This window comes from Profundibacter sp., assembly GCF_056498605.1.
On record NZ_JBSMEZ010000108.1, the window covers coordinates 1 to 19599 of the forward strand.

General features: G+C 54.3%; 21 protein-coding genes. 15 read left to right on the plus strand and 6 right to left on the minus strand.

Annotated features, from left to right (window positions below):
• Positions 1-660: ABC transporter ATP-binding protein (locus ACWB12_RS11225; protein ID WP_479530172.1), on the plus strand; the 660-nt coding region annotated here is incomplete at its 5' end.
• A complete protein-coding gene (locus ACWB12_RS11230; protein ID WP_479530173.1) occupies positions 657-1793 on the plus strand; it encodes an ABC transporter permease in 1137 nt (378 codons plus the stop codon). The genes ACWB12_RS11225 and ACWB12_RS11230, both read left to right, overlap by 4 nt.
• 33 nt (positions 1794-1826) lie before the next feature.
• On the opposite strand, the gene ACWB12_RS11235 is transcribed toward ACWB12_RS11230, so the two are convergent.
• Both ACWB12_RS11235 and ACWB12_RS11240 read right to left on the minus strand, forming a co-directional pair.
• Positions 1827-2231: a c-type cytochrome gene (locus ACWB12_RS11235; protein ID WP_479530174.1), complete on the minus strand. Its 405-nt coding sequence runs from the start codon at positions 2229-2231 to the stop codon at positions 1827-1829.
• Complete coding sequence (locus ACWB12_RS11240; protein ID WP_479530175.1) at positions 2228-2635, minus strand: c-type cytochrome; 408 nt, start codon at positions 2633-2635, stop codon at positions 2228-2230. Before ACWB12_RS11240 ends, ACWB12_RS11235 begins: the two co-directional genes overlap by 4 nt.
• Positions 2636-3066: 431 nt before the next feature.
• On the opposite strand from ACWB12_RS11240, the gene ACWB12_RS11245 reads away from it, so the two are divergent.
• Genes ACWB12_RS11245 through ACWB12_RS11255 form a run of 3 tightly spaced genes read left to right on the plus strand, consistent with a single transcriptional unit; the run spans position 3067 to position 5311 of the window.
• Positions 3067-3771: an ABC transporter permease gene (locus ACWB12_RS11245; protein ID WP_479530176.1), complete on the plus strand. Its 705-nt coding sequence runs from the start codon at positions 3067-3069 to the stop codon at positions 3769-3771.
• Entirely contained in the window at positions 3765-4496 is a 732-nt protein-coding gene (locus ACWB12_RS11250) for an energy-coupling factor ABC transporter ATP-binding protein (protein WP_479530177.1), read from the plus strand. The genes ACWB12_RS11245 and ACWB12_RS11250 overlap by 7 nt, the downstream gene beginning before the upstream one ends.
• On the plus strand, positions 4493-5311 hold the full coding sequence (locus ACWB12_RS11255; protein WP_479530178.1) for an ABC transporter substrate-binding protein: 819 nt from the start codon (positions 4493-4495) through the stop codon (positions 5309-5311). Before ACWB12_RS11250 ends, ACWB12_RS11255 begins: the two co-directional genes overlap by 4 nt.
• A 9-nt stretch (positions 5312-5320) precedes the next feature.
• On the opposite strand, the gene ACWB12_RS11260 is transcribed toward ACWB12_RS11255, so the two are convergent.
• Genes ACWB12_RS11260 through ACWB12_RS11270 form a run of 3 tightly spaced genes read right to left on the minus strand, consistent with a single transcriptional unit; the run spans position 5321 to position 7616 of the window.
• Positions 5321-5797, minus strand: coding sequence for a DUF6505 family protein (locus tag ACWB12_RS11260; protein ID WP_479530179.1), 477 nt, complete (start codon positions 5795-5797; stop codon positions 5321-5323).
• A complete protein-coding gene (locus ACWB12_RS11265) occupies positions 5797-6546 on the minus strand; it encodes a biotin/lipoate--protein ligase family protein (protein ID WP_479530180.1) in 750 nt (249 codons plus the stop codon). Before ACWB12_RS11265 ends, ACWB12_RS11260 begins: the two co-directional genes overlap by 1 nt.
• Positions 6543-7616, minus strand: a complete 1074-nt coding sequence (locus tag ACWB12_RS11270) for an Mrp/NBP35 family ATP-binding protein (RefSeq protein WP_479530181.1) — start codon at positions 7614-7616, stop codon at positions 6543-6545. The genes ACWB12_RS11265 and ACWB12_RS11270 overlap by 4 nt, the downstream gene beginning before the upstream one ends.
• A 63-nt stretch (positions 7617-7679) precedes the next feature.
• Between ACWB12_RS11270 and ACWB12_RS11275 the strand changes: the two genes are divergently transcribed.
• The gene (locus ACWB12_RS11275) at positions 7680-8471 is read left to right on the plus strand and encodes a hypothetical protein (protein WP_479530182.1); all 792 of its coding nucleotides are present in this window, start codon (positions 7680-7682) and stop codon (positions 8469-8471) included.
• Here the strand turns inward: ACWB12_RS11275 and ACWB12_RS11280 are convergent.
• The gene (locus tag ACWB12_RS11280) at positions 8465-10420 is read right to left on the minus strand and encodes a 4Fe-4S binding protein (RefSeq protein ID WP_479530183.1); all 1956 of its coding nucleotides are present in this window, start codon (positions 10418-10420) and stop codon (positions 8465-8467) included. The genes ACWB12_RS11275 and ACWB12_RS11280 overlap by 7 nt on opposite strands.
• 370 nt (positions 10421-10790) lie before the next feature.
• Here ACWB12_RS11280 and ACWB12_RS11285 point away from each other — a divergent pair, with 370 nt between their 5' ends.
• The 9 genes from ACWB12_RS11285 (at position 10791) to ACWB12_RS11325 (ending at position 19505) form a co-directional block, all read left to right on the plus strand.
• Positions 10791-11354, plus strand: coding sequence for a DUF3305 domain-containing protein (locus ACWB12_RS11285; RefSeq protein ID WP_479530184.1), 564 nt, complete (start codon positions 10791-10793; stop codon positions 11352-11354).
• The gene (locus tag ACWB12_RS11290; protein WP_479530185.1) at positions 11351-11977 is read left to right on the plus strand and encodes a DUF3306 domain-containing protein; all 627 of its coding nucleotides are present in this window, start codon (positions 11351-11353) and stop codon (positions 11975-11977) included. Before ACWB12_RS11285 ends, ACWB12_RS11290 begins: the two co-directional genes overlap by 4 nt.
• On the plus strand, positions 11974-12582 hold the full coding sequence (locus ACWB12_RS11295) for a TorD/DmsD family molecular chaperone (protein WP_479530186.1): 609 nt from the start codon (positions 11974-11976) through the stop codon (positions 12580-12582). The genes ACWB12_RS11290 and ACWB12_RS11295 overlap by 4 nt, the downstream gene beginning before the upstream one ends.
• A gap of 50 nt (positions 12583-12632) precedes the next feature.
• Positions 12633-12830 (plus strand): twin-arginine translocation pathway signal protein, encoded by a 198-nt coding sequence (locus tag ACWB12_RS11300; RefSeq protein WP_479530187.1) that lies wholly within the window; start codon positions 12633-12635, stop codon positions 12828-12830.
• A gap of 85 nt (positions 12831-12915) precedes the next feature.
• Complete coding sequence (locus ACWB12_RS11305; RefSeq protein ID WP_479530188.1) at positions 12916-15810, plus strand: formate dehydrogenase subunit alpha; 2895 nt, start codon at positions 12916-12918, stop codon at positions 15808-15810.
• Between the two features lie 13 nt (positions 15811-15823).
• A complete protein-coding gene (fdh3B, locus tag ACWB12_RS11310; protein WP_479530189.1) occupies positions 15824-16417 on the plus strand; it encodes a formate dehydrogenase FDH3 subunit beta in 594 nt (197 codons plus the stop codon).
• Between the two features lie 96 nt (positions 16418-16513).
• The gene (locus ACWB12_RS11315; RefSeq protein WP_479530190.1) at positions 16514-17581 is read left to right on the plus strand and encodes a formate dehydrogenase subunit gamma; all 1068 of its coding nucleotides are present in this window, start codon (positions 16514-16516) and stop codon (positions 17579-17581) included.
• Complete coding sequence (locus ACWB12_RS11320; RefSeq protein WP_479530191.1) at positions 17578-18222, plus strand: hypothetical protein; 645 nt, start codon at positions 17578-17580, stop codon at positions 18220-18222. The genes ACWB12_RS11315 and ACWB12_RS11320 overlap by 4 nt, the downstream gene beginning before the upstream one ends.
• Positions 18219-19505 carry a (Fe-S)-binding protein gene (locus ACWB12_RS11325; RefSeq protein WP_479530192.1) on the plus strand — a complete coding sequence of 429 codons (1287 nt, stop codon included), beginning with the start codon at positions 18219-18221 and terminating at the stop codon, positions 19503-19505. Before ACWB12_RS11320 ends, ACWB12_RS11325 begins: the two co-directional genes overlap by 4 nt.
• Positions 19506-19599: the final 94 nt, after the last annotated feature.

The window sequence follows — 19599 nt, forward strand, 5'->3', positions numbered from 1 at the left end:
TTTTACGAGGACATGTCGATCGAGGAAAACCTGATGTTTGTGGCGCGGCTATATCAGTTGCAACCGGCGCGACAGGCCGTGCGTGATACATTGGAAAATCTGGGGCTGTCGGCGCGGCGGGGGCAGTTGGCGGGGCGGTTGTCGGGCGGGTGGAAACAGCGGATGGCATTGGCGGCCTGTATTATGCACAAACCCAAATTGTTGTTGCTGGATGAGCCCACCGCCGGTGTTGATCCCAAAGCGCGGCGCGAATTCTGGGACGAAATCCATGCACTGGCGGCGGACGGGGTGACAGTTCTGGTTTCGACCCACTACATGGATGAGGCCGAGAGGTGCCATAAGATTAACTATATATCCTACGGCAAACTATTGGCCAGCGGCACCGTTCACGATGTTGTCGAAAATGCCGCTCTGACGACGATGGTTGTTGAAGGCGGGGATGTGGAACGGGTTGCCAAAAGGCTGGCGGGTCAACCCGGCGTTGATCAGATCGCGCCCTTTGGCAATACGCTGCATGTTGTCGGACAGGACGGGGTGGCGCTCAAGAAATCCGTTGCTGCGGCAGTCAGGAGGCAGGATGTGACCTCGCATCAGGGCGAAACCAGTCTGGAGGATGTGTTCATCCAGTTCATGTCGCAATCACAGGACAATATGGCATGAGCGGTTGGTTTTCCTTCACCCGTCTGGGCGCATTGCTGATCAAGGAGTTGATCCAGATGCGCCGCGACCGGATCACATTCGCAATGATGCTGGGTGTGCCGTTGATGCAGCTAATCCTGTTCGGCTTTGCGATCAACAACGACCCCAAAGAATTGCCTGCTGCACTGGTGACAGCCAGTCAGGACCGGTTCACCCGCGCCATGGTTTCGGCCTTGGAAATCACCGGTTATTACCGGTTTACCCATGTGGTCGACAGTCAGATAGAGGCGGAAAAACTGATTGAAAACGGCACCGTTTCCTTTGTTGTCACCATTCCCTCCGATTTCACCAGACGGGTGTTAAAGGGGGATCGCCCACAAATATTGATCGAGGCAGACGCGACCGATCCGGCGGTGGCATCCGGCGCAATATCGACCCTTGGCACCGTTGCAACCCAAGCCCTGACCCGCGAGTTGGGGGCCGATGTAAAGGCCGCAGAGCAGGCGGCGCGTCAATTGGAAGTGGTGGTGCACCGACGATATAACCCCGAAGGCATCACCCAATATAACATCGTGCCTGGCTTGCTGGGGGTGATCCTACAAATGACTATGGTGATGATGACCTCAATGGCCCTGACCCGCGAAATTGAACGCGGCACGATGGAAAACCTACTGGCAATGCCTGCCAGCCCTATTGAAATCATGCTGGGCAAAGTGATCCCGTTTCTGATTGTCGGCTCGGTTCAGGTGGTGGTGGTGCTATTGGCGGCCAAGTTGCTGTTCGGGGTGCCGTTCGTTGGCTCGATGCTGCTTTTGCTCAGCGGCATTTTCATCTTCGTCTTTGCGCTGGTTCTGCTTGGCTATGCGTTCTCGACCTTTGCAACCACCCAGATGCAGGCCATGCAACTGACGTTCTTTTATTTCCTGCCGTCCTTGCTGTTGTCCGGTTTTATGTTCCCGTTTCGCGGCATGCCGCAATGGGCGCAACTTCTAGGAGAATTGCTGCCGCTCACCCATTTTTTACGGGTAATTCGCGCGGTGATGTTGAAAGGGGCCGACATTGAAGCTGTGCGAACGCCGATGGCCGCACTGGTTTTGTTTACCATCGGATTCGGGGTGCTTGCCTTGCTTCGGTTCCGGCGAACATTGGACTAAGGACCGCGCAGCTGAAATCCCCCGGTTTCGAGGTTAGCTTTGAATGCTTTCCAAATAGGCCAAAAGTGCCGCCAAAGGTCGCGGCGTCGGGGTTAATACACCGTCACCCACGTCTATCGGCACCGTATCCCCCCGCAGCAGCACTCCGAATTCCGGCATGTCCTGCCCGGGCAATCCGGTGCGATCATAGCCATCAATTACGGACAGGATGCGTGCCTTGGGAAAGTTCCCGTTGTTGACCGCTGCCAACCGGGTTAGATCAGCCGGAGCCGGTTTCATTCCAGCGCTCCACGGTCCGTCACCGCGCCCAGATTTCCCGTGACAAACAGCACAATTTTCGGCAAACAACGCCGCCCCTTCCGGGGCCTCTGGCATAGAAACCGGAGCGCACGCCCCCAGAACTGTCGCCAATCCAAACCCCATCCATACACGTATCATTGTTGTATTCCCTGTAAATAGGCCACCAGATCGGCAATCGGGCGACTCGTCAAGATAGGTTGTCCAGCAGCGGTTTTCAGCGTCGCGCCGTCGCCCTCAAAATATTGCCCGTAGACCGGCATCGGGCTTCCGTGGCTGACCAAAGGCTCACGCCCGTCAATGCGCATCACTACTCTGAGCACCGGGAAAATGCCGTTATTTTCTGCGGTAAGCCGGCTTAGGTTTTTCGGCTTCATGATCATCGCATCGGCCAGTGGTCCTTTGCCGTCAGCAGTTGCCCCATGGCAATCAGAACAGTGCTTTTGGTATAGAATATTGCCCTCGTTCGCGTCCTGTGCCAAAGCTGGAGCGGTCATTCCAAAATCGGCGACTAAAACCAAACTCATAATAATTTTCAGGATCATTTCGTCTCCAATCCAGTTTTTGATACAGAGTTACGAGCCTTTTCAACCTATATTAAATATGTAGCGTACGATGCAAAGTTACAAGAACCACCTGCGTATTGGCTTGCTTGATACTAACCGCAGAACGTCTACATGCAGTATCGGTTACAGACGGTATTTGGAAAAATGATTAATGTGATAATGCCTGTCAGCGGTTTCAGAGTTGGACAACATTACCGAATTTTCCGCAAAGGGAGCTTTATCGAGGTCATTATATCCTGAAATGGATGGAAACACGGTGATTTTCACAACCATAATTTACATGCCAATTTGCTTGGGATACCGAAGTGTCAAGGGAGTATAACCGGAGAACACCGTGAAAAAGACTGGGCAGATACAAAAGGGTGACCAAGTTCGGCTTATCCCCACCTCAGGATTGGGGTATTAGTCCGATGGACGGTATCTTCTCCGGAATTAGGGAGGCGTTCGGGCTTATCCTTACCCTTGATCCAGATATGTTGGAAATTGTTTTCCTGTCCTTGAAGGTAACGCTTAGTGCCGTGGTCATTGCCTCGCTAATAGGCTTGCCGTTAGGGGCATGGCTGGTTGTGAACCGGTTCAGGTTTCGTCGCGCTACGATATCGGTGCTAAACGCGCTAATGGGGTTGCCGCCGGTCGTGGTCGGGTTGTTCGTGTATCTGATGTTATCACGCTCGGGCCCGTTCGGGGTGTTGGGTCTGTTGTTCACCCCAACGGCGATGATCATCGCGCAGGTGTTGATCATTACACCGCTGATTGCATCAATCGCACATCAGGCCATTCGGGATTTATGGGCCGAATACCACGATCTTCTGATATCTTTGCACGCAACCAAGGCCCAGCGGATGAAGGCCCTGTTGTGGGACGGCAGGCGTGCTTTGTTAACGGCAGTACTGGCCGGGTTTGGCCGCGCAATTGGCGAAGTTGGAGCGATTATGATTGTGGGGGGCAACATTGACCATTCCACCCGCGTTCTGACCACCTCAATTGCACTGGAAACCGGCAAGGGCAATTTTGCCTTTGCGATGGGGCTTGGAATGATTTTGATCGTCTTGGCTGTTGCGATAAACCTGTTGATCCACACCCTGTCAAAAACCGAACGGACAAGCCGATGGTAACAAAATTGAACGCAGGCTCGATGCTGCCCCTGACCCTAAAAAACGCCACTGCGCGGGTTCGGAAAAAGCGCTTGCTTGGACCGGTTGATCTGACAATAGGCAAAAGTGGATTTACCATTGTCATGGGGCCGAACGGGGCAGGGAAAACCACCCTGCTGCGGCTGATGCACGGCTTACAACGCCTGTCTTCCGGATCGGTGAACTGGGCGGTGGATGACGTGACGGCGCGCAAGAAACAGGCCTATGTCTTTCAATCCCCGATCATGATGCGGCGCCGCGTGGTTGATAGCATCATGTTCCCGCTGATCCTGCACGGGGTAGACAAGGAAAAGGCACGCGGCATGGCGATTGAATGGGCGAGGCGTGTTGGACTGGGCCATGTTCTGCGAAGCTGGGCACCGATGCTGTCGGGGGGTGAGAAGCAGAAACTGGCATTGGCCCGGGCGCTGATTTATCAGCCTGAAATCCTGTTTCTGGATGAGCCATGCGCCAATCTAGACGGACGGGCCACCCGCGAGATCGAGGATATTCTGAAAGGCTCGCAACGTGCTGGGACGCGCATTGTGATGGCAACGCACGACATGGGTCAGGCGCGCCGTCTGGCCACAGAAGTCGTGTTTATTTACGACGGCAAGGTGCATGAAAAATCCGATGCGCAATCATTCTTCGATGCGCCATCAACCTCAAAAGCCAAAGCCTTTATCAAGGGAGATATTGTTGAATGAGACTCAGCATAAAAATACTGATAGCAACCATTGCAGCCTTCGTATTTTCAGGTGGGCTGAATGCCGCAGAAATCAAAGTCGCGGTCACCACATCATTTTACAATTCGGGACTGTCTGAAATCTTGCTGCCGCAGATCAAGGCCGACATTGACCTGGATGTGCAACTGATCGTGGTTGGCACTGGGCAAGCGCTGCGGTTGGGTCAGGCGGGGGATGTCGATGCCATTCTGGTGCATTCCCGCAAGGCCGAGGATGCCTTTCTAATGACCGGTTACGGCACGCATCGGCGTGAAATCATGTATAATGATTTTGTTTTCATCGGCCCTTCTGATGATCCGGCCCATATCAAAGGTGCGGCCAGTGCGGTCGCGGTGTTGACGAAAATCAAAGCCGCAAAAGCCCCCTTTGCCAGCCGCGGTGACGATAGTGGCACCCACAAAAAAGAGCTGGCCCTATGGGCCGCGGCAGGCGTGACTCCTGATATGTTGAACGCCCCTTGGTATAAAGCTGCCGGTGCAGGCATGGGGGCGACGTTGAATGTAGCCAGTGGCATGAATGCTTATGTTTTGTCGGATCGGGCCAGTTGGCTGAACTTTGGCAACAAGGGCGATCTGGCGCTGCTATACGCCGGTGATCCGGTGCTGTTCAATCAATACGCCTTCATTCCGGTTAACCCCGAGCTGCATGCGCACGTCAAAAATGATCTGGCGATGGCACTGGAAGCATGGCTAACGGGGCCGAAAGCCGCCGAAATGATTTCGACATACAAGATCAATGGCGAGCAGTTGTTTACGTTCAATGCTACAGAAAACTAGGATCAGGATCTATTCCCAATCACCATGAACCGCCAATATCTCAAGATCGGCATCCGGGCTTTCGATCACACGAAAGGCTTCGGAAATGCCCCCGTCAGTCAACTCTCGCGCAACCGTTAACAGGGTATTGGCGTCATGGCCGTCACATAGCTCGGCCATGTGTTGCAATTCGTCCAGCGCAACAGGCATAGCATCCTGAACAGACGGCGCGCCGTAAATATCAACGAAATGCTGCGCCAGCCTATGGGTCAGAATGTCGTATTCTGCGGGCTCGATCCGAGTGGTCGCAACAAAGGTGACACGCCCGAAGGTTTCCAGCCCCAACCAGCCATTGGCGAATGCCTGACGGGCTTTGCCGCTCAAATCCCCTTGGCCCCAATTTGAAAACTCAAAGCCGCCTGAAATGGCCCACTCACCGGTGCGTGCCGGATTGTGGAACACTTTTGTATCGCTTTCGTCAAAGTGAATGGCGCGGGCAAGGATCATCAGGTTTCTCCGGTCTCTAGGCATTTCGTCAGGGACAGCAGGCGGGTTTCGTTTCCGGTTCGCAGTAACATGCCAAAATTTTCATCGACCCCCAAAAAGGTTCCGCTCAGGGTTTCTTGATCCAAGGCTAGGGGAATGTCGTTGCCGATATCCTTGAGCAGACCGCGCCACAATTCGTGTAAGGGCCGGATGCCGTCCGTTTCGACTTCGTTGATCCAGACCAGCGTGTAACGCGACCAGCTTTCCAGTATTTTGATCGGGGAAACGTCGCCGCAGCCTTCCATTACCAATGACGTCTGATTGGGGGTCTCGCCGGTTTCAATATCTTCGGGAGGCAGCAGGTCAATCTCCAGACCGACCACAAGCCAATCGGGCACCGTATCGGGCGCGGTATCGGACGCCGCCACGCGCAGCCGGCCAGCCAGCCCGCCATTGATGTATATCTGCCCCTGCCAGCTCAAATGCACCGCAACCTCTGGTGGGGCCAATGCACCGAGCGCATTTTGAAACCCGACCCCGCAAGCGACAAAAGCGGACATCGCGTTTTCCAGTGATGTTTCAGGGGCAAACACAATCGCCGCGCGCAGCTGGTCCGGCGTCACATTATGCACCAGCAGCCCAGCGTCGCAGCCAATCAGCGCCTGCGTGCAGGCTTTGTCAAACGGATCGGTCGTGCCGGTCACGGCTTCGCCGGTAAACAACGGTGGAAAAGAGGCAGGCTCCTGTTTCTCGAATAGATCTTCGATCATATGATGCCATCCTTGATCAGGTTTTGTGCCAAGGTGCGAAAGGCTTGGGCTTGGAGGGACTCCGGTTTGGAAACCACGATAGGCGCACCGCTATCAGATGCAATCCGAATATCCACATGCAACGGCAATTCCGCCAATAACGGCACCCCCATTTTGGCGGCCTCGGCGGCGACACCGCCATGACCAAACGGGTGTTCGGTATGGCCGCAATTGGTGCATATCTGGTAGGACATGTTTTCAACCATCCCAAGGATCGGCGTGCCCAGTTTGTTGAACATATCAATCCCCTTGCGGGCATCAATCAGCGCCACATCCTGCGGTGTGGACACGATAATGGCACCGGTAATTTCGGCCTTTTGTGCCAGCGTCATTTGCACATCTCCCGTGCCCGGTGGCAAATCAACGATCAGCACATCCAGCGCGCCCCATTGCACCTGAGTGAGCATCTGCTGCAACGCCCCGATCAACATTGGACCACGCCAGACAACAGCTTCGTCCTCGTTGGTCATCAGACCGATTGACATCATCGTAACACCATGGTTTCGCAGAGGTAATATGGTCTTCCCGTCCGGTGATGCTGGGCGTCCGGAAACCCCCAGCATCCTTGGTTGCGAAGGGCCAAACACATCTGCGTCAAGCAAGCCAACGCGCTTGCCTTCGGCCGCCAAAGCCACAGCCAGATTGACCGATAGTGTGGATTTTCCGACCCCTCCCTTGCCCGAAGCAATAGCGATAATCGCCTCGACCCCAGGGATTTTCTGCGGCCCCGTCGGTTCGGGTTTGCGGCTGGGTTTCAAATCCGGCGGCGCGCTGGGGGTGCTGTGGGCGGTCAGCATCACGGACACGCTTTTTATCCCGTCCAGCGCCTCGACCGCGGTCTGTGCGGCGGCGCGCACTGGCTCCATTTTATCGGCATCAGCAGGGGGGATTTCCAGCACGAAACGCACCGCACCGTCATCCACGGTCAGGGCTTTGACGATGCCTGCACTTATGATGTCATCGCCCGACAGGGAGGGCACATTTTTCAAAACCGCTAGGACGTCATCGCGATGGGGGCTGTTGTTGTTCATGGTGTGGGAATGTCCTTTGCTGTGACGATTGACAGGCAGATTTCAAGCCTACTAGGATTAGGGATGCGTGATAAAGAGAGAATGACCACTTTGGTTCGATATGTAATTATACTTCTGACCCTGCTTGCCAGTTGGGGGCATTCCGCCGCTGCACAGGAGAAAGATTTCAACCTTGGTAGCGCTGGGTTTCTGATCGAAAGCGGGTTTTTGCAACACTTGTTGCCAAGGTTTTCGTTGAAGACCGGAATTAGAATTCAGGTGCTTGAGACTACGACCGATGCTCAGGTTGTTTTCTCCACGGAGTCGATCGGTCGCCCGCTGATGCAAGGGGGCGGACAGGTCTTTAGCCTTGTGCAACCTGACACTGATGGCGTGCGTGGCGAGAAAGCTCAGGCGTTTGTTGACTGGCTTGACTCGGACGTTGGCAAGCGGACCATCACCCAGTTCACCATTGATGGCGAACAGGTTTTCACGCTGGTAGAAACAGCCAAGGCGCAAGAGGAGCGCATCTTTTTCGAGGGGGATATCACGCTTGGCGCGGCGCTGTCCCTGAAACATTGTGGGCGATGCCATGTGGTTGGCGAGGTGAACCGAATGAACGGTATCGGCTCTACCCCCTCGTTTGCATTGTTGCGCAGCATGCCCGATTGGGCCGAGCGGTTTTCGTCGTTCTATACACGGCGTCCGCATCCGGCGATCACCCGGATTGATGATGTAACCGAGCCGTTTGACCCCACCAGCCCACCTTCGATTTACCCGCTGTATCTGCGGGACGATGACCTTTTGGCGATCCTTGCCTTTGTGAACCAGATAGAGCCCGCCGACCTTGGGGCGGATTTGATTATCCATCAATGATCCCGCCGCTTTAGATAATCGTCTGTTGTTCGGGTTTTGGGGCGTGGGGCGGATTGGAAGGGGCTGGTTTCAGAATGATACTGCGCCTCGATCCGGCATTTGTCACACATCTGGATGAGCTGGCCGGATTCGGATGTGGCGAACATCGGATGCTTGCCCGCTAGTTTCTCGATAATTTTGTCGATGGTCGATTTCACCCCAAACAAAGACCCACAGGATATGCAGGCAAAGGGTTCTTCCTCGTGCAGGACGCGCTGTGAAAGGGCGCTGTCGGCAAGGTTGAGTTGCGACTGCAAAGTGATGGCTTTTTCAGGGCAGGCACGGGTGCAAATCCCGCATTGCAAACAGGCATCTTCCTGAAACTTCAGCTGTGGCAAGTCGGGATTATCAAGCAACGCCCCACTGGGGCAAAGCGAGACGCAAGATAGGCACAGGGTGCAGGCATCAGTATCCACCACAACGCTCCCATAGGGGGCACCTGTTGGCAAGGGGATGGGTGTTTCGGATTCGCCGTTCAATGCGGTTGCGGCAAGGCGAGTAATCTGGCGACGGTTGCCAATGGGCAGGATCGGGCTGATTTCATTCGTTGGCTTTGCTTCCTGATATAATGCATCTGACAGCGCATCGGGATCGGAGATATCCAGCAATCGCAACGGGGCATTGTTGCTGATTGCCAAGGCTAGTTCGATTTCACTGAACAGGGCGTCGCGTTCGGTTTTTGGCGAGAGCAGAACGTCAACAGCCACAAAACCCGATCCCAAAGCGGCCAGCATTTCGGCGTGACCAAAGCTGTTCAGGCTACTGACCTCTAACGGGATGACATCATGCGGCAGACCGCGCCCGAACCGCGCGGCCAGCGCGATCATTTCGCTGCCGAATTCACCATCACAGACCAGCAAACGCGGGCTGGCCCCACCCGCTTTGATAAAGGTTTCAGCCAGAGTTTTGATGCGTTGGAACAAAAACGACGCTGGCGGCGCATCGAATGTAATTGCCCCCGACGGGCAGAGTGCAGCACAGGCACCACAGCCCGCACAGACGGAAGGATCAATTTTGACATGATCCCCGTCAGGCGAGATCGCCCCCGTTGAACAGGCATTGATACAATTTGAACAGCCGGTAATCTGCGCGCGAGAATGGGCGCAAATGTGCTCTTCCAGCCTGATATAAAACGGCTTTTCGAATTCACCAACCAACTGCGAGGCATCTAGGACAGCCTGTGCAATCTGGCTGGGCATTTTGGGGTCGGCCCGCAAATAGCCATCACGCTTGTTGGGGGCCGCAAACAGCGGCGTGCCGCCTGTCAGATCAAGGATCAGATCGCATTCGGATTGGCCGCCGTTTTTGGGGGTGCCGAACTTCATATCGCCCCGCCCGCCAGGTATGCCCAGTTGCAGGGCGTCAATCCGCACGTCAAAGCGCCCCAGTGTTCCGGTAACGGATTTTAGATCGCCGACGATCACATCGAAACCGGCATTTTGCGGCACCTCTGTCGGGGATTGCGCCAGCACAGTGACGTTAAGAATTTCACAAAGCTGCGCGGCGGAGGCGAAGGTGCTTTCGGCATCGCCAAGGATCAAACACTGCCCACCCGAATAGATGTCGAGGCTCTTGCTGGCGGGTTTTTCAAGCAGTGCATCCCGCACAAGAGCCGCCATTTTCGGGCCGGATTCTGTGCCGGTTTCGGACCAGCCAGCCCTGTCGCGAATGTCGACAAATTCGGGCATTTCGGCGCCGATTTCCTCGGCCAGTTCCTCGAATATTGCCAGTTCCTGCCGGCAGGCGATCACCGCTTCGCCATTTTGCATCAAAGTGGCCGCTTCATTGATTTGGTTGGTGCAAAGCGAGGTGAAAACACGAGAGCACTTCAACCCACTCGCGGATAATAGCGTATTTTTGTCAACGCTTTGTGATCCCAAGCAATCACATAATATCAACGTCTTAGGCAACGGCACTCTCCCATTTTTTGCGGTTTTCTAGCGCAAATTGCATTGATTCCCTGATCCACTTATTCTGCTATTTATCCATAGGTAAACCCCAATTGGAACCAGATTTGATTCGACGATGTGCGTTCGGTTCCAAACCGAATTTCCGACAAAAACGCTTAGAAAGAGCTGGTTTAGTCAATTTGTCCCCGTAGGGTTCTCACGCGGGTTGATCGGGGTCGAAATGTCCAGAATTTCGCCGATTGCCCGCTTTTTATCAGAAGGTTCTTGGTAATTAAAAAAGTATCGGTCATGCTTCTTTACGAAAAGCTCGCGCTTTGTCATTTTGACTGGGTTCGCGCAACCGAAACAATTCGCCTCTGGAATGCTCACAATGAAGCAAAGATGCCTATCGCTGCCACTCGGGATCGTTTTGCGAAAAACGCCTGGCGTGACGCGTTGGGCAAAATGGAGCTGGAAGGCCGTTGCCGTATTGCCGGGGGCCGCGCAGGAAAGCTGGCGCGAGTTGCGCCGCGAGGGGGATGCAGTGGAATACCACGCGGCCACCGTTGCGCTTGAATTGTGGCGCACCGACACCGAGGCCTACATGACAGAACTGGCCACCCGCATCCCGTCGATCTACGTGGTGATGCGCAACACGGTGGACGCGAATGCCGAATTCGAACTGGAAGTGGTTTTGGCCACGGCCTCGCCCTATGACGCGCAGGATTACGCGGATAGCGGCGAAGAGCTGGTTGAACTGGTGCCGATGCCCGAGGGGCTAAAGGCGATCATCCAGCGTTTTATTGACCAGCACCACGTTGAAGAGAAATTCATCAAACGCAAGCGCGACAAGCGGCGCGTGGATTTGTCGGAAGACGGGATTGGGGACGCGCGGATTTCACAAGTAACGGATGTCTATCGTTCCCCCGGCGACAAAACGGGGATGATGCATTGAGCGGCACACAAACATCCCGCCTTGGGGCCTGGTCGCGGCGGCGTGCCGCCGTTCAGGCGGAAGACGCGGCCCTTAAGCAGGCCGAGCATCAGGCCGAAGTTGCGACCGGTCACGCGGCGCTGGCTGAAAAAACCGAGGCCGAAATGCTGGCGGAGTTGGACCTGCCGCAACCTGACGACATGCAAGCCGGTGATGATTTCACAGCCTTTATGAAAGAAACCGTGCCTGCCGCGCTGCGCAACAGGGCGCTGCGCAAATTATGGCTGAGCAACCCCACTTTGGCGAATATCGATAATTTGGTGGATTACGGCGAAGATTTTGCAGCCGAGGCCAAGATGGGTAGCGTTGTGAAAACCATCTACAGGGTCGGCAAAGGCATGTTGGTGGATCAGGAAGACGAGGCCGAGGTGATCGCGCCGCCAAAGGTCGATCCTGAACAAGAGATGCCGGATGACGTGGCGCTGGTTGAATATCCCGAGCAGCATGGAAGGGAAGTCGAGATTGAAGATATTGCGACCACACCGGAAGATACACCGCCTATGGCGATCCGGCGGAAAATGAAATTCCGGTTTACTGACATGGATGTAGCAACACTGGCTAATAATGGAATGAATGAACAATGACGGCACCAAGTCCAAACCACCAAATTGGCGAAGAAGACCAACTGCGCGCCCAGATGTATGACTTTCTGGGCCTGCTTTTATCACGCCCCCCCAGTGTTGATGTGCTGAAACAAACGCGCGGCCTTTCGGGCGATAGCAGCGAATTGGGCGAGGCGATCAACGCTATGGCGCGCATCGCCAAGGTTAGCAAACCTGCCGCAGTTGAAAGCGAATTCACCGCGCTGTTTATTGGACTGGGGCGCGGTGAATTGCTGCCTTACACCAGTTTTTACCTGACTGGATTTTTGAATGAAAAACCGCTGGCACAATTGCGCAAGGATATGGCGGGTCTCAGGATTACGCGTGCGGCCAATGTGTTCGAGCCTGAGGATAACATCGCCAGTCTTCTGGAAATGATGGCCGGAATGATTCTTGGTCGGTTTGGCGATGTCGTGCCTTTGGACAAACAGGCCGCATTTTTCAACAAACATATCGGATCTTGGGCGCCGCATTTCTTTGATGATCTGGCGGCGGCAAAAAATTCGGTTTTCTATGCGTCCGTCGGGGCTGCCGGAAAAGCGTTTATCGAAATCGAGCGCGAAGCGTTTCGAATGAATGTGGGTTAACCACGCAAACTGGCCCACTGATTTGGGCATACAAAAGGGAGGAAGAGGTCATGAAAGATGATAATGACGGCAAAACACCAAGCCGCCGAAGCTTTCTTAAACTTGCGGCTATAAGCGCACCTACAGCTGTGGCTGCAACGGCGTTCAGCACTACGGCAGCAAATGCCGGCACTGCGGCAAAGCAGGGCGATAGCGGCGTTCAGGATACAGCGCATACGCGCGCCTATCTGGAAAGCACCAAGTTTTAAGCCGGTTTTCAAACAAGGCCAATGGTTGCGTGACGCCCGACGGCTGGACATGGAAGTCTAAACACCCAAATTCAGGGAGAATAATATGCTGAGGAAAAAAACCAACGGGGTTGCGAGACGCCCCCAGCGGACAAGCCTCTTGTCAGATATGGCCGAGAAATCGGTTGATAGACGTAGTTTTTTACGCGGCTCCGGCCTTGCGATTGGTGGCCTTGCGGCCGTTAGCGCGATTGGTGGAACCGTAACGCAAGCCTCTGCCCAAGCGGCCATGAGTGATGCGGTTGATACGGTGAAATCCGTTTGCTGTAACTGTTCGGTAGGCTGTACGGTTATCGCCGAAGTGGACAATGGTGTCTGGGTCGGTCAGGAACCGGGGTTTGACAGCCCGTTCAATCTGGGGGCACATTGTGCCAAAGGTGCATCAGCGCGTGATGCTGCCCACGGCGAGCGCCGCCTGAAATATCCGATGAAAAAAGAGAACGGCGAATGGAAACGCATCAGCTGGGAGCAGGCGATCGACGAGATCGGCGACCAGATGGGCGCAATCCGCGATGAAAGCGGGCCGGATTCGGTTTACTGGCTGGGCTCAGCCAAATTCAACAACGAACAATCCTACCTGTTCCGCAAATTTGCCGCCTATTGGGGCAGCAACAATGTGGATCACCAAGCCCGGATTTGTCACTCGACCACAGTTGCCGGTGTGGCAAACACATGGGGCTACGGCGCCATGACCAACTCCTATAACGACATCCACAATTCCAAAGCGATGCTGGTGATCGGGGGCAACCCAGCCGAAGCGCACCCTGTTTCGCTGCTTCACCTGATGAAAGCAAAAGAGCAAAACAACGCGCCTTTGATCGTTTGTGACCCACGCTTCACGCGCACCGCTGCACACGCGGATGAATTTGTGCGTATTCGTCCCGGTTCGGACGTGGCCCTGATCTGGGGCTTCTTGTGGCATATCTTTGAAAACGCATGGGAAGACAAAGATTTCATCCGCACCCGCGTTTACGGCATGGATGAAATCCGCAGCGAGGTCAAAAAATGGACCCCCGAAGAAGTCGAGCGCGTAACAGGTGTTCCGGGCAGCCAGATGGAGCGTGTTGCGCGCACCTTGGCCAACACCCGTCCGGGCACCTTGATCTGGTGCATGGGTGGCACGCAGCACCACACCGGCAACAACAACACCCGCGCTTACTGCATTCTGCAACTTGCCCTTGGTAACATGGGTGTTTCTGGCGGCGGCACAAACATCTTCCGTGGCCACGACAACGTGCAGGGTGCGACGGATATGTGTATCCTCAGCCACTCATTGCCTGGCTATTACGGCTTGTCCGGTGGGGCTTGGGCACATTGGGCACGGGTTTGGGGCGAAGACCTCGACTGGCTCAAAGGGCGCTTTGACAGTATTAAAGCGGCTGACGGATCCGATAAATCGCTGATGAACCTAAAGGGGATTCCGGTATCGCGCTGGATTGATGGTGTTCTCGAAGACAAAGACAATATCGATCAGCCGGACAATGTGCGCGCCATGGTTTTGTGGGGCCCCGCGCCCAATTCACAAACCCGCGGTAAGGAAATGAAAACGGCGATGGAAAAGCTGGATATGCTGGTCGTGATTGACCCGTATCCGACTGTTTCGGCTGTTTTGCATGATCGCACCGATGGCGTTTACCTGTTGCCAGCCTCGACCCAATACGAGACGCGCGGCTCGGTTACCGCCTCCAACCGGTCACTCCAATGGCGTGATAAAGTCATGGAGCCGGTGTTTGAAAGCAAACCCGACCACGAGATCATGTCGATGTTTGCCACCAAGTTTGGCTGGGCTGACCGGTTCTTTCGCAACATCTCGATGGATGGGGAACACCAGCCCAACATCGAGGACATCACCCGCGAATACAACGGTGGCATGTGGACAATCGGCTATACCGGCCAAAGCCCCGAGCGGATCAAAAAGCATATGGCGAACCAGCACACCTTTGACAAAACCACGCTGCAAGCTGTGGGTGGTCCCTGTGATGGCGAATATTACGGCCTGCCGTGGCCGTGCTGGGGCACCGCAGATATGAAGCACCCAGGCACGCCAAATCTCTATGATATGTCGATGCCGGTTTCCAAAGGTGGCCTAACGTTCCGCGCCCGTTTCGGGGTTGAACGTGACGGGGTTAATCTGCTAGCGGAAGGTGTCTACTCGCAAGGGTCAGACATTCAGGATGGTTATCCCGAATTCACCATGGCGATGCTTAAGGAATTGGGCTGGGATGGCGAACTGACAGCCGAGGAGCAGGAGATCATTGCTGCCGGTGCGGGCGATAAAACCAACTGGAAAACCGACCTATCAGGTGGTATCCAGCGGGTGGCAATCAGCCACGAATGTGCGCCATTTGGCAACGCCAAGGCACGCGCCGTGGTCTGGACCTTCCCTGATCCTGTGCCGGTTCACCGCGAGCCGCTATATACCAACCGTCGTGATCTGGTTAAGGATTACCCGACATATGCGGACAAGCAGGCCTATCGTTTGCCGACCATGTATGAATCTATCCAGAAGAACGACTTTAGCAAGGATTACCCAATGATCCTGACCTCTGGTCGTTTGGTCGAATACGAGGGTGGCGGCGACGAGAGCCGGTCCAACCCTTGGTTGGCAGAGCTTCAACAAGAAATGTTTGTTGAAATCAACACACGCGACGCCAATAATATCGGCATTCGCGATGGCCAGAAAGTTTGGGTTGAAGGCGCAGAAGGCAGCAAGATCAAGGTTGCTGCCATGGTCACCGAGCGGGTCGGAGAAGGCGTTGCCTTCCTGCCATTCCACTTTGGTGGGCATTTCCAAGGCAAAGACCTGCGGGATAAATACCCCGAAGGTGCCGCGCCTTTCGTGCTTGGTGAATCTGCCAACACGGCCATGACTTACGGCTATGATAGCGTCACCCAAATGCAAGAGACTAAAGCGTCGCTTTGCAAAATCACTGCAGCATAAGGAGACTTGAGAAATGGCAAGAGTTAAATTTCTCTGTGATGCGGAACGCTGCATTGAATGCAATGCCTGCGTAACCGCCTGTAAGAACGAACACGAGGTGCCTTGGGGCATCAACCGGCGCAAAGTTGTCACCATTGGTGACGGCAAACCCGGCGAGCGTTCGATCTCGATCGCTTGTATGCATTGTTCGGATGCGCCGTGTATGGCCGTTTGCCCAACCGACTGTTTTTACCAAACAGCCGATGGCATCGTCCTGCACTCTAAAGACCTGTGCATTGGCTGTGGCTATTGCTTCTATGCGTGCCCGTTTGGTGCGCCGCAATATCCGCAGGCTGGCAACTTTGGCTCGCGTGGCAAGATGGACAAATGTACCTTCTGTGCCGGTGGTCCGGAAGAGGACAATTCAGCAGCAGTATTGCAGAATTACGGTCGCAACCGTATTGCGGAAGGCAAATTGCCAATCTGTGCCGAGATGTGCTCGACCAAAGCGCTGCTGGCGGGGGACGGGAACATCGTGTCCGGCATCTACCGTGAGCGCGTGGTTTCACGCGGCTTTGGTTCTGGCGCTTGGGGCTGGGGCACGGCCTATGGCCAAAAAGGCGGCTGATAAAGAACGCGGGTAATACGTCCCGTTTCTTTCAAGCTAAAAACGCAGGGCAGTCCACTGCCCTGCGCTATTCAACACCTGTTTGAGGCCCATCAAATGTTGCGATCTATTCTGACATTGTTATTGACCCTGTTTTGGTTTGCATTCGGCAGCTCACCCGTTTTTGCGCAAGCCGGCAATCAGACGCTCGAAGATATCATGGCGCGACAACGTGGCGAGGTGGTGATCAAACCGCAAGACGAGGCAATGTCCCCATCAGCGGGCGTTTCTGAAGCAACTGGCCCGCTTGGCCCGCTTGGCACCTCCTCAGATGCTGATTTGTGGCGCGCATTACGGGGCAATGATCCGCTTGATGTGCTGGCTACCCCATCGGATTCCCAAGTGATGCAACGAAGTGGCCAGCCATGGCGGAATCTGCGCGAGAATTATATTCGCAAATACGCAGGTTTTGCACCGCTGGTCGTGCTCGGTTTGCTGCTGATCTATCATCTTGTTTTCGGAAAAATGAAAATAACCGATGGGTTCTCCGGCAAAACAATCCCGCGGTTTAATCATCTACAGCGGGTCTCGCACTGGTTTATGGCTTTTGTGTTTATCACCCTTGGCATCACTGGATTGCTGATCTTGCTCGGTCGCCCTGTCATCGCACCGTATCTTGGGCTTGAGACCAACTCGGTAATCACAAGTGCCGCAAAAGAAGGGCACAACCTGTTTGGCCCGTTGTTCATTGTGGCGCTGGTCTGGATGTTCTTCAAATTTGTTCGCGGGAACTTTTTCCAATGGGTTGATATAAAATGGATGCTGAAATTTGGCGGCATGTTTGGCGGCCATGCCAGTTCTTCCCAGTTCAACTTTGGCGAAAAATCGTGGTTCTGGCTGGTTATTCTGGTTGGCATCGTGATGAGCATTACCGGCGTGCTGATGTTATTCCCCTGGCTTGTCGAGGATATGCGCTGGCTGCAGCTTTCGGTCATCCTTCATGGGCTTGGCGGCGTTTTGCTGCTTTCGGTGCTGCTTGGGCACATTTATCTGGGCACGGTCGGCATGGAAGGGTCCATTGATTCAATGCTGAAAGGCGAAGTCGACGAGAACTGGGCGAAAGAACACCATGATTTGTGGTACGAAGATGTTACTGGCAAATCTGCCAAGGAGGAGACCCAATGAGTTTTCTTGAGTTTGTCGAAGGCATTTTCTTTCAGATAGCCGCTGCCATCTTCCTTCTAGGTGTTGTCTGGCGCATGATTGGATTGCTGCGCATCAAGCGCAAAAAAGATATCTCGCCGCCCAAGGCATCGGCGGCCATGGGGTTCCTCAAAGGCAACCTGCGGCATTTCTTTCCACGCGGCATTTTCGCAAGCCGCACATGGGTGCACCTGGTTGGTGGATATGCATTCCACTTTGGCTTGCTCGCCCTGATCGTTGTCGGCGCGCCCCATGTTGCATTTCTTAAAACCCAGTTTCTGGGGTTTGACTGGTGGGTGATGCCGCGCTGGGGATTCATCATTGCGGCAGATATTGCATTTGCCGGTTTGATCTTGCTGTGGGTGCGCCGTATTTCTGATCCGGTGATGCGGCTGATTTCCGAGCCCAGTGATCATATGGGCACGGGGCTGACGTTTATGGTCATGTTCACCGGGTGCCTTGCCTTGCAAGAAAGCCATGATTTTCTTCGAGCGGTTCATATGCTGTTCGTAGATATCTGGCTGATCTATTTTCCATTCAGCCGCCTGATGCATGCATTTACCTTCTTTTTGTCTCGCGGTCATAGCGGGGCCACCTATGGTCGTAAGGGGATAAACCTATGAGCACCCAAAACAAAGCCGACATCGCCATTGAGAAGTTCATTGAACACACCGATGGTGAAGTTGCCTCGTTTTTCGAGGCCTGTGTAAAATGTGGTGAGTGCGCAGAGGCGTGCCAGTTTTACCTTACCAGCAAGGATCCAAAATATACGCCCACCTACAAGCTGCTGCCGATGGAGCGCACCTATAAGCGCGAACTGGCGCCGTTTTCATCCCTGAAAAAGATGTTGGGCCTTGCTCCCTCAAAGGTCACCGAGGAAGAACTGAAAGAATGGGAACCACTGGTTTATGATTCCTGCAACATGTGCGGGCGTTGCACGCTGGTTTGCCCGATGGGGATTGATATCGCGGGTACCATTCGCAAAATGCGCGAAGGCTTTGCTGCCGCCGACATTGTGCCCGATGGATTAAAGACCGCTGCCGACTACGTAAAGAAAACCTCATCCCCGATGGGCGTCACCATCAAGGCTGTGAAAGCGCAGATCAAGCATCAGGAAGAGGCGACTGGAATTAAAATCGAGGTTGATAAAAAAGGCGCCGATTATATGGCGACTTTTTCATCCATGGAGATCATGGGCTACCCCGAGGTTTTGGGGGCTTACGCAAAGATTTTCAAACGTGCCGGTGTGAGTTGGACAATTTCATCCGTGGCTTACGAGGCGACCAATGTGGGTGTTCAAATTGGCTCTGGCCCCATGGCGAAAGAAATTTTGGAACGGGTTGTAAAGGCTGCCGAGGATCTGGAAGTCAAGGCCGTGATCAGCCCCGAGTGCGGGCATGCCTATGGTGCAATCCGTTGGGCGGGGCCAAACATGATGGGGCGCCAGTTCAAGTTTGAAGTCGTCCATATTATTGAGCTGCTCGATAAACTGCGCCGTGAAGGGCGCATTCCGGCCGGCAAGAAAGATGAGCGCCGCATGACCCTGCATGACCCCTGCCAGATTGTCCGCCGTGGCGGGTTATTGAAAGAGCCAAGAAAGCTACTGGATGAATCCTGTTCGGATTTTGTCGAGATGAAAGGGGCGGGAGTGACTAATTTTTGCTGTGGGGGCGGGGGAGGCGTATCCTCCAATCCTCGCGCAAACGAATTGAAAACCGCGGCATTTTCACTGAAGGTTGACCAACTCGATGATATCGATAATCTGGAAACTGTCATCGTCCCTTGCGCAAACTGTCGGTCTGTATTCGAGGATGGTATCGATGATTATGAACGGGATTACGAAATCATTGGGTTAAGTGAACTTGTTGCCAAAACCCTTGATGAAGATGACATAAAAGCGGGTTGAGTTTGAAACCGCAAAGGCGCATTCTTTTTTTGCCATCCCTTTTTCCTGATTTGTAGGGGTAGGGTTTGACACAAACTTGATGTGTGGATGCGTC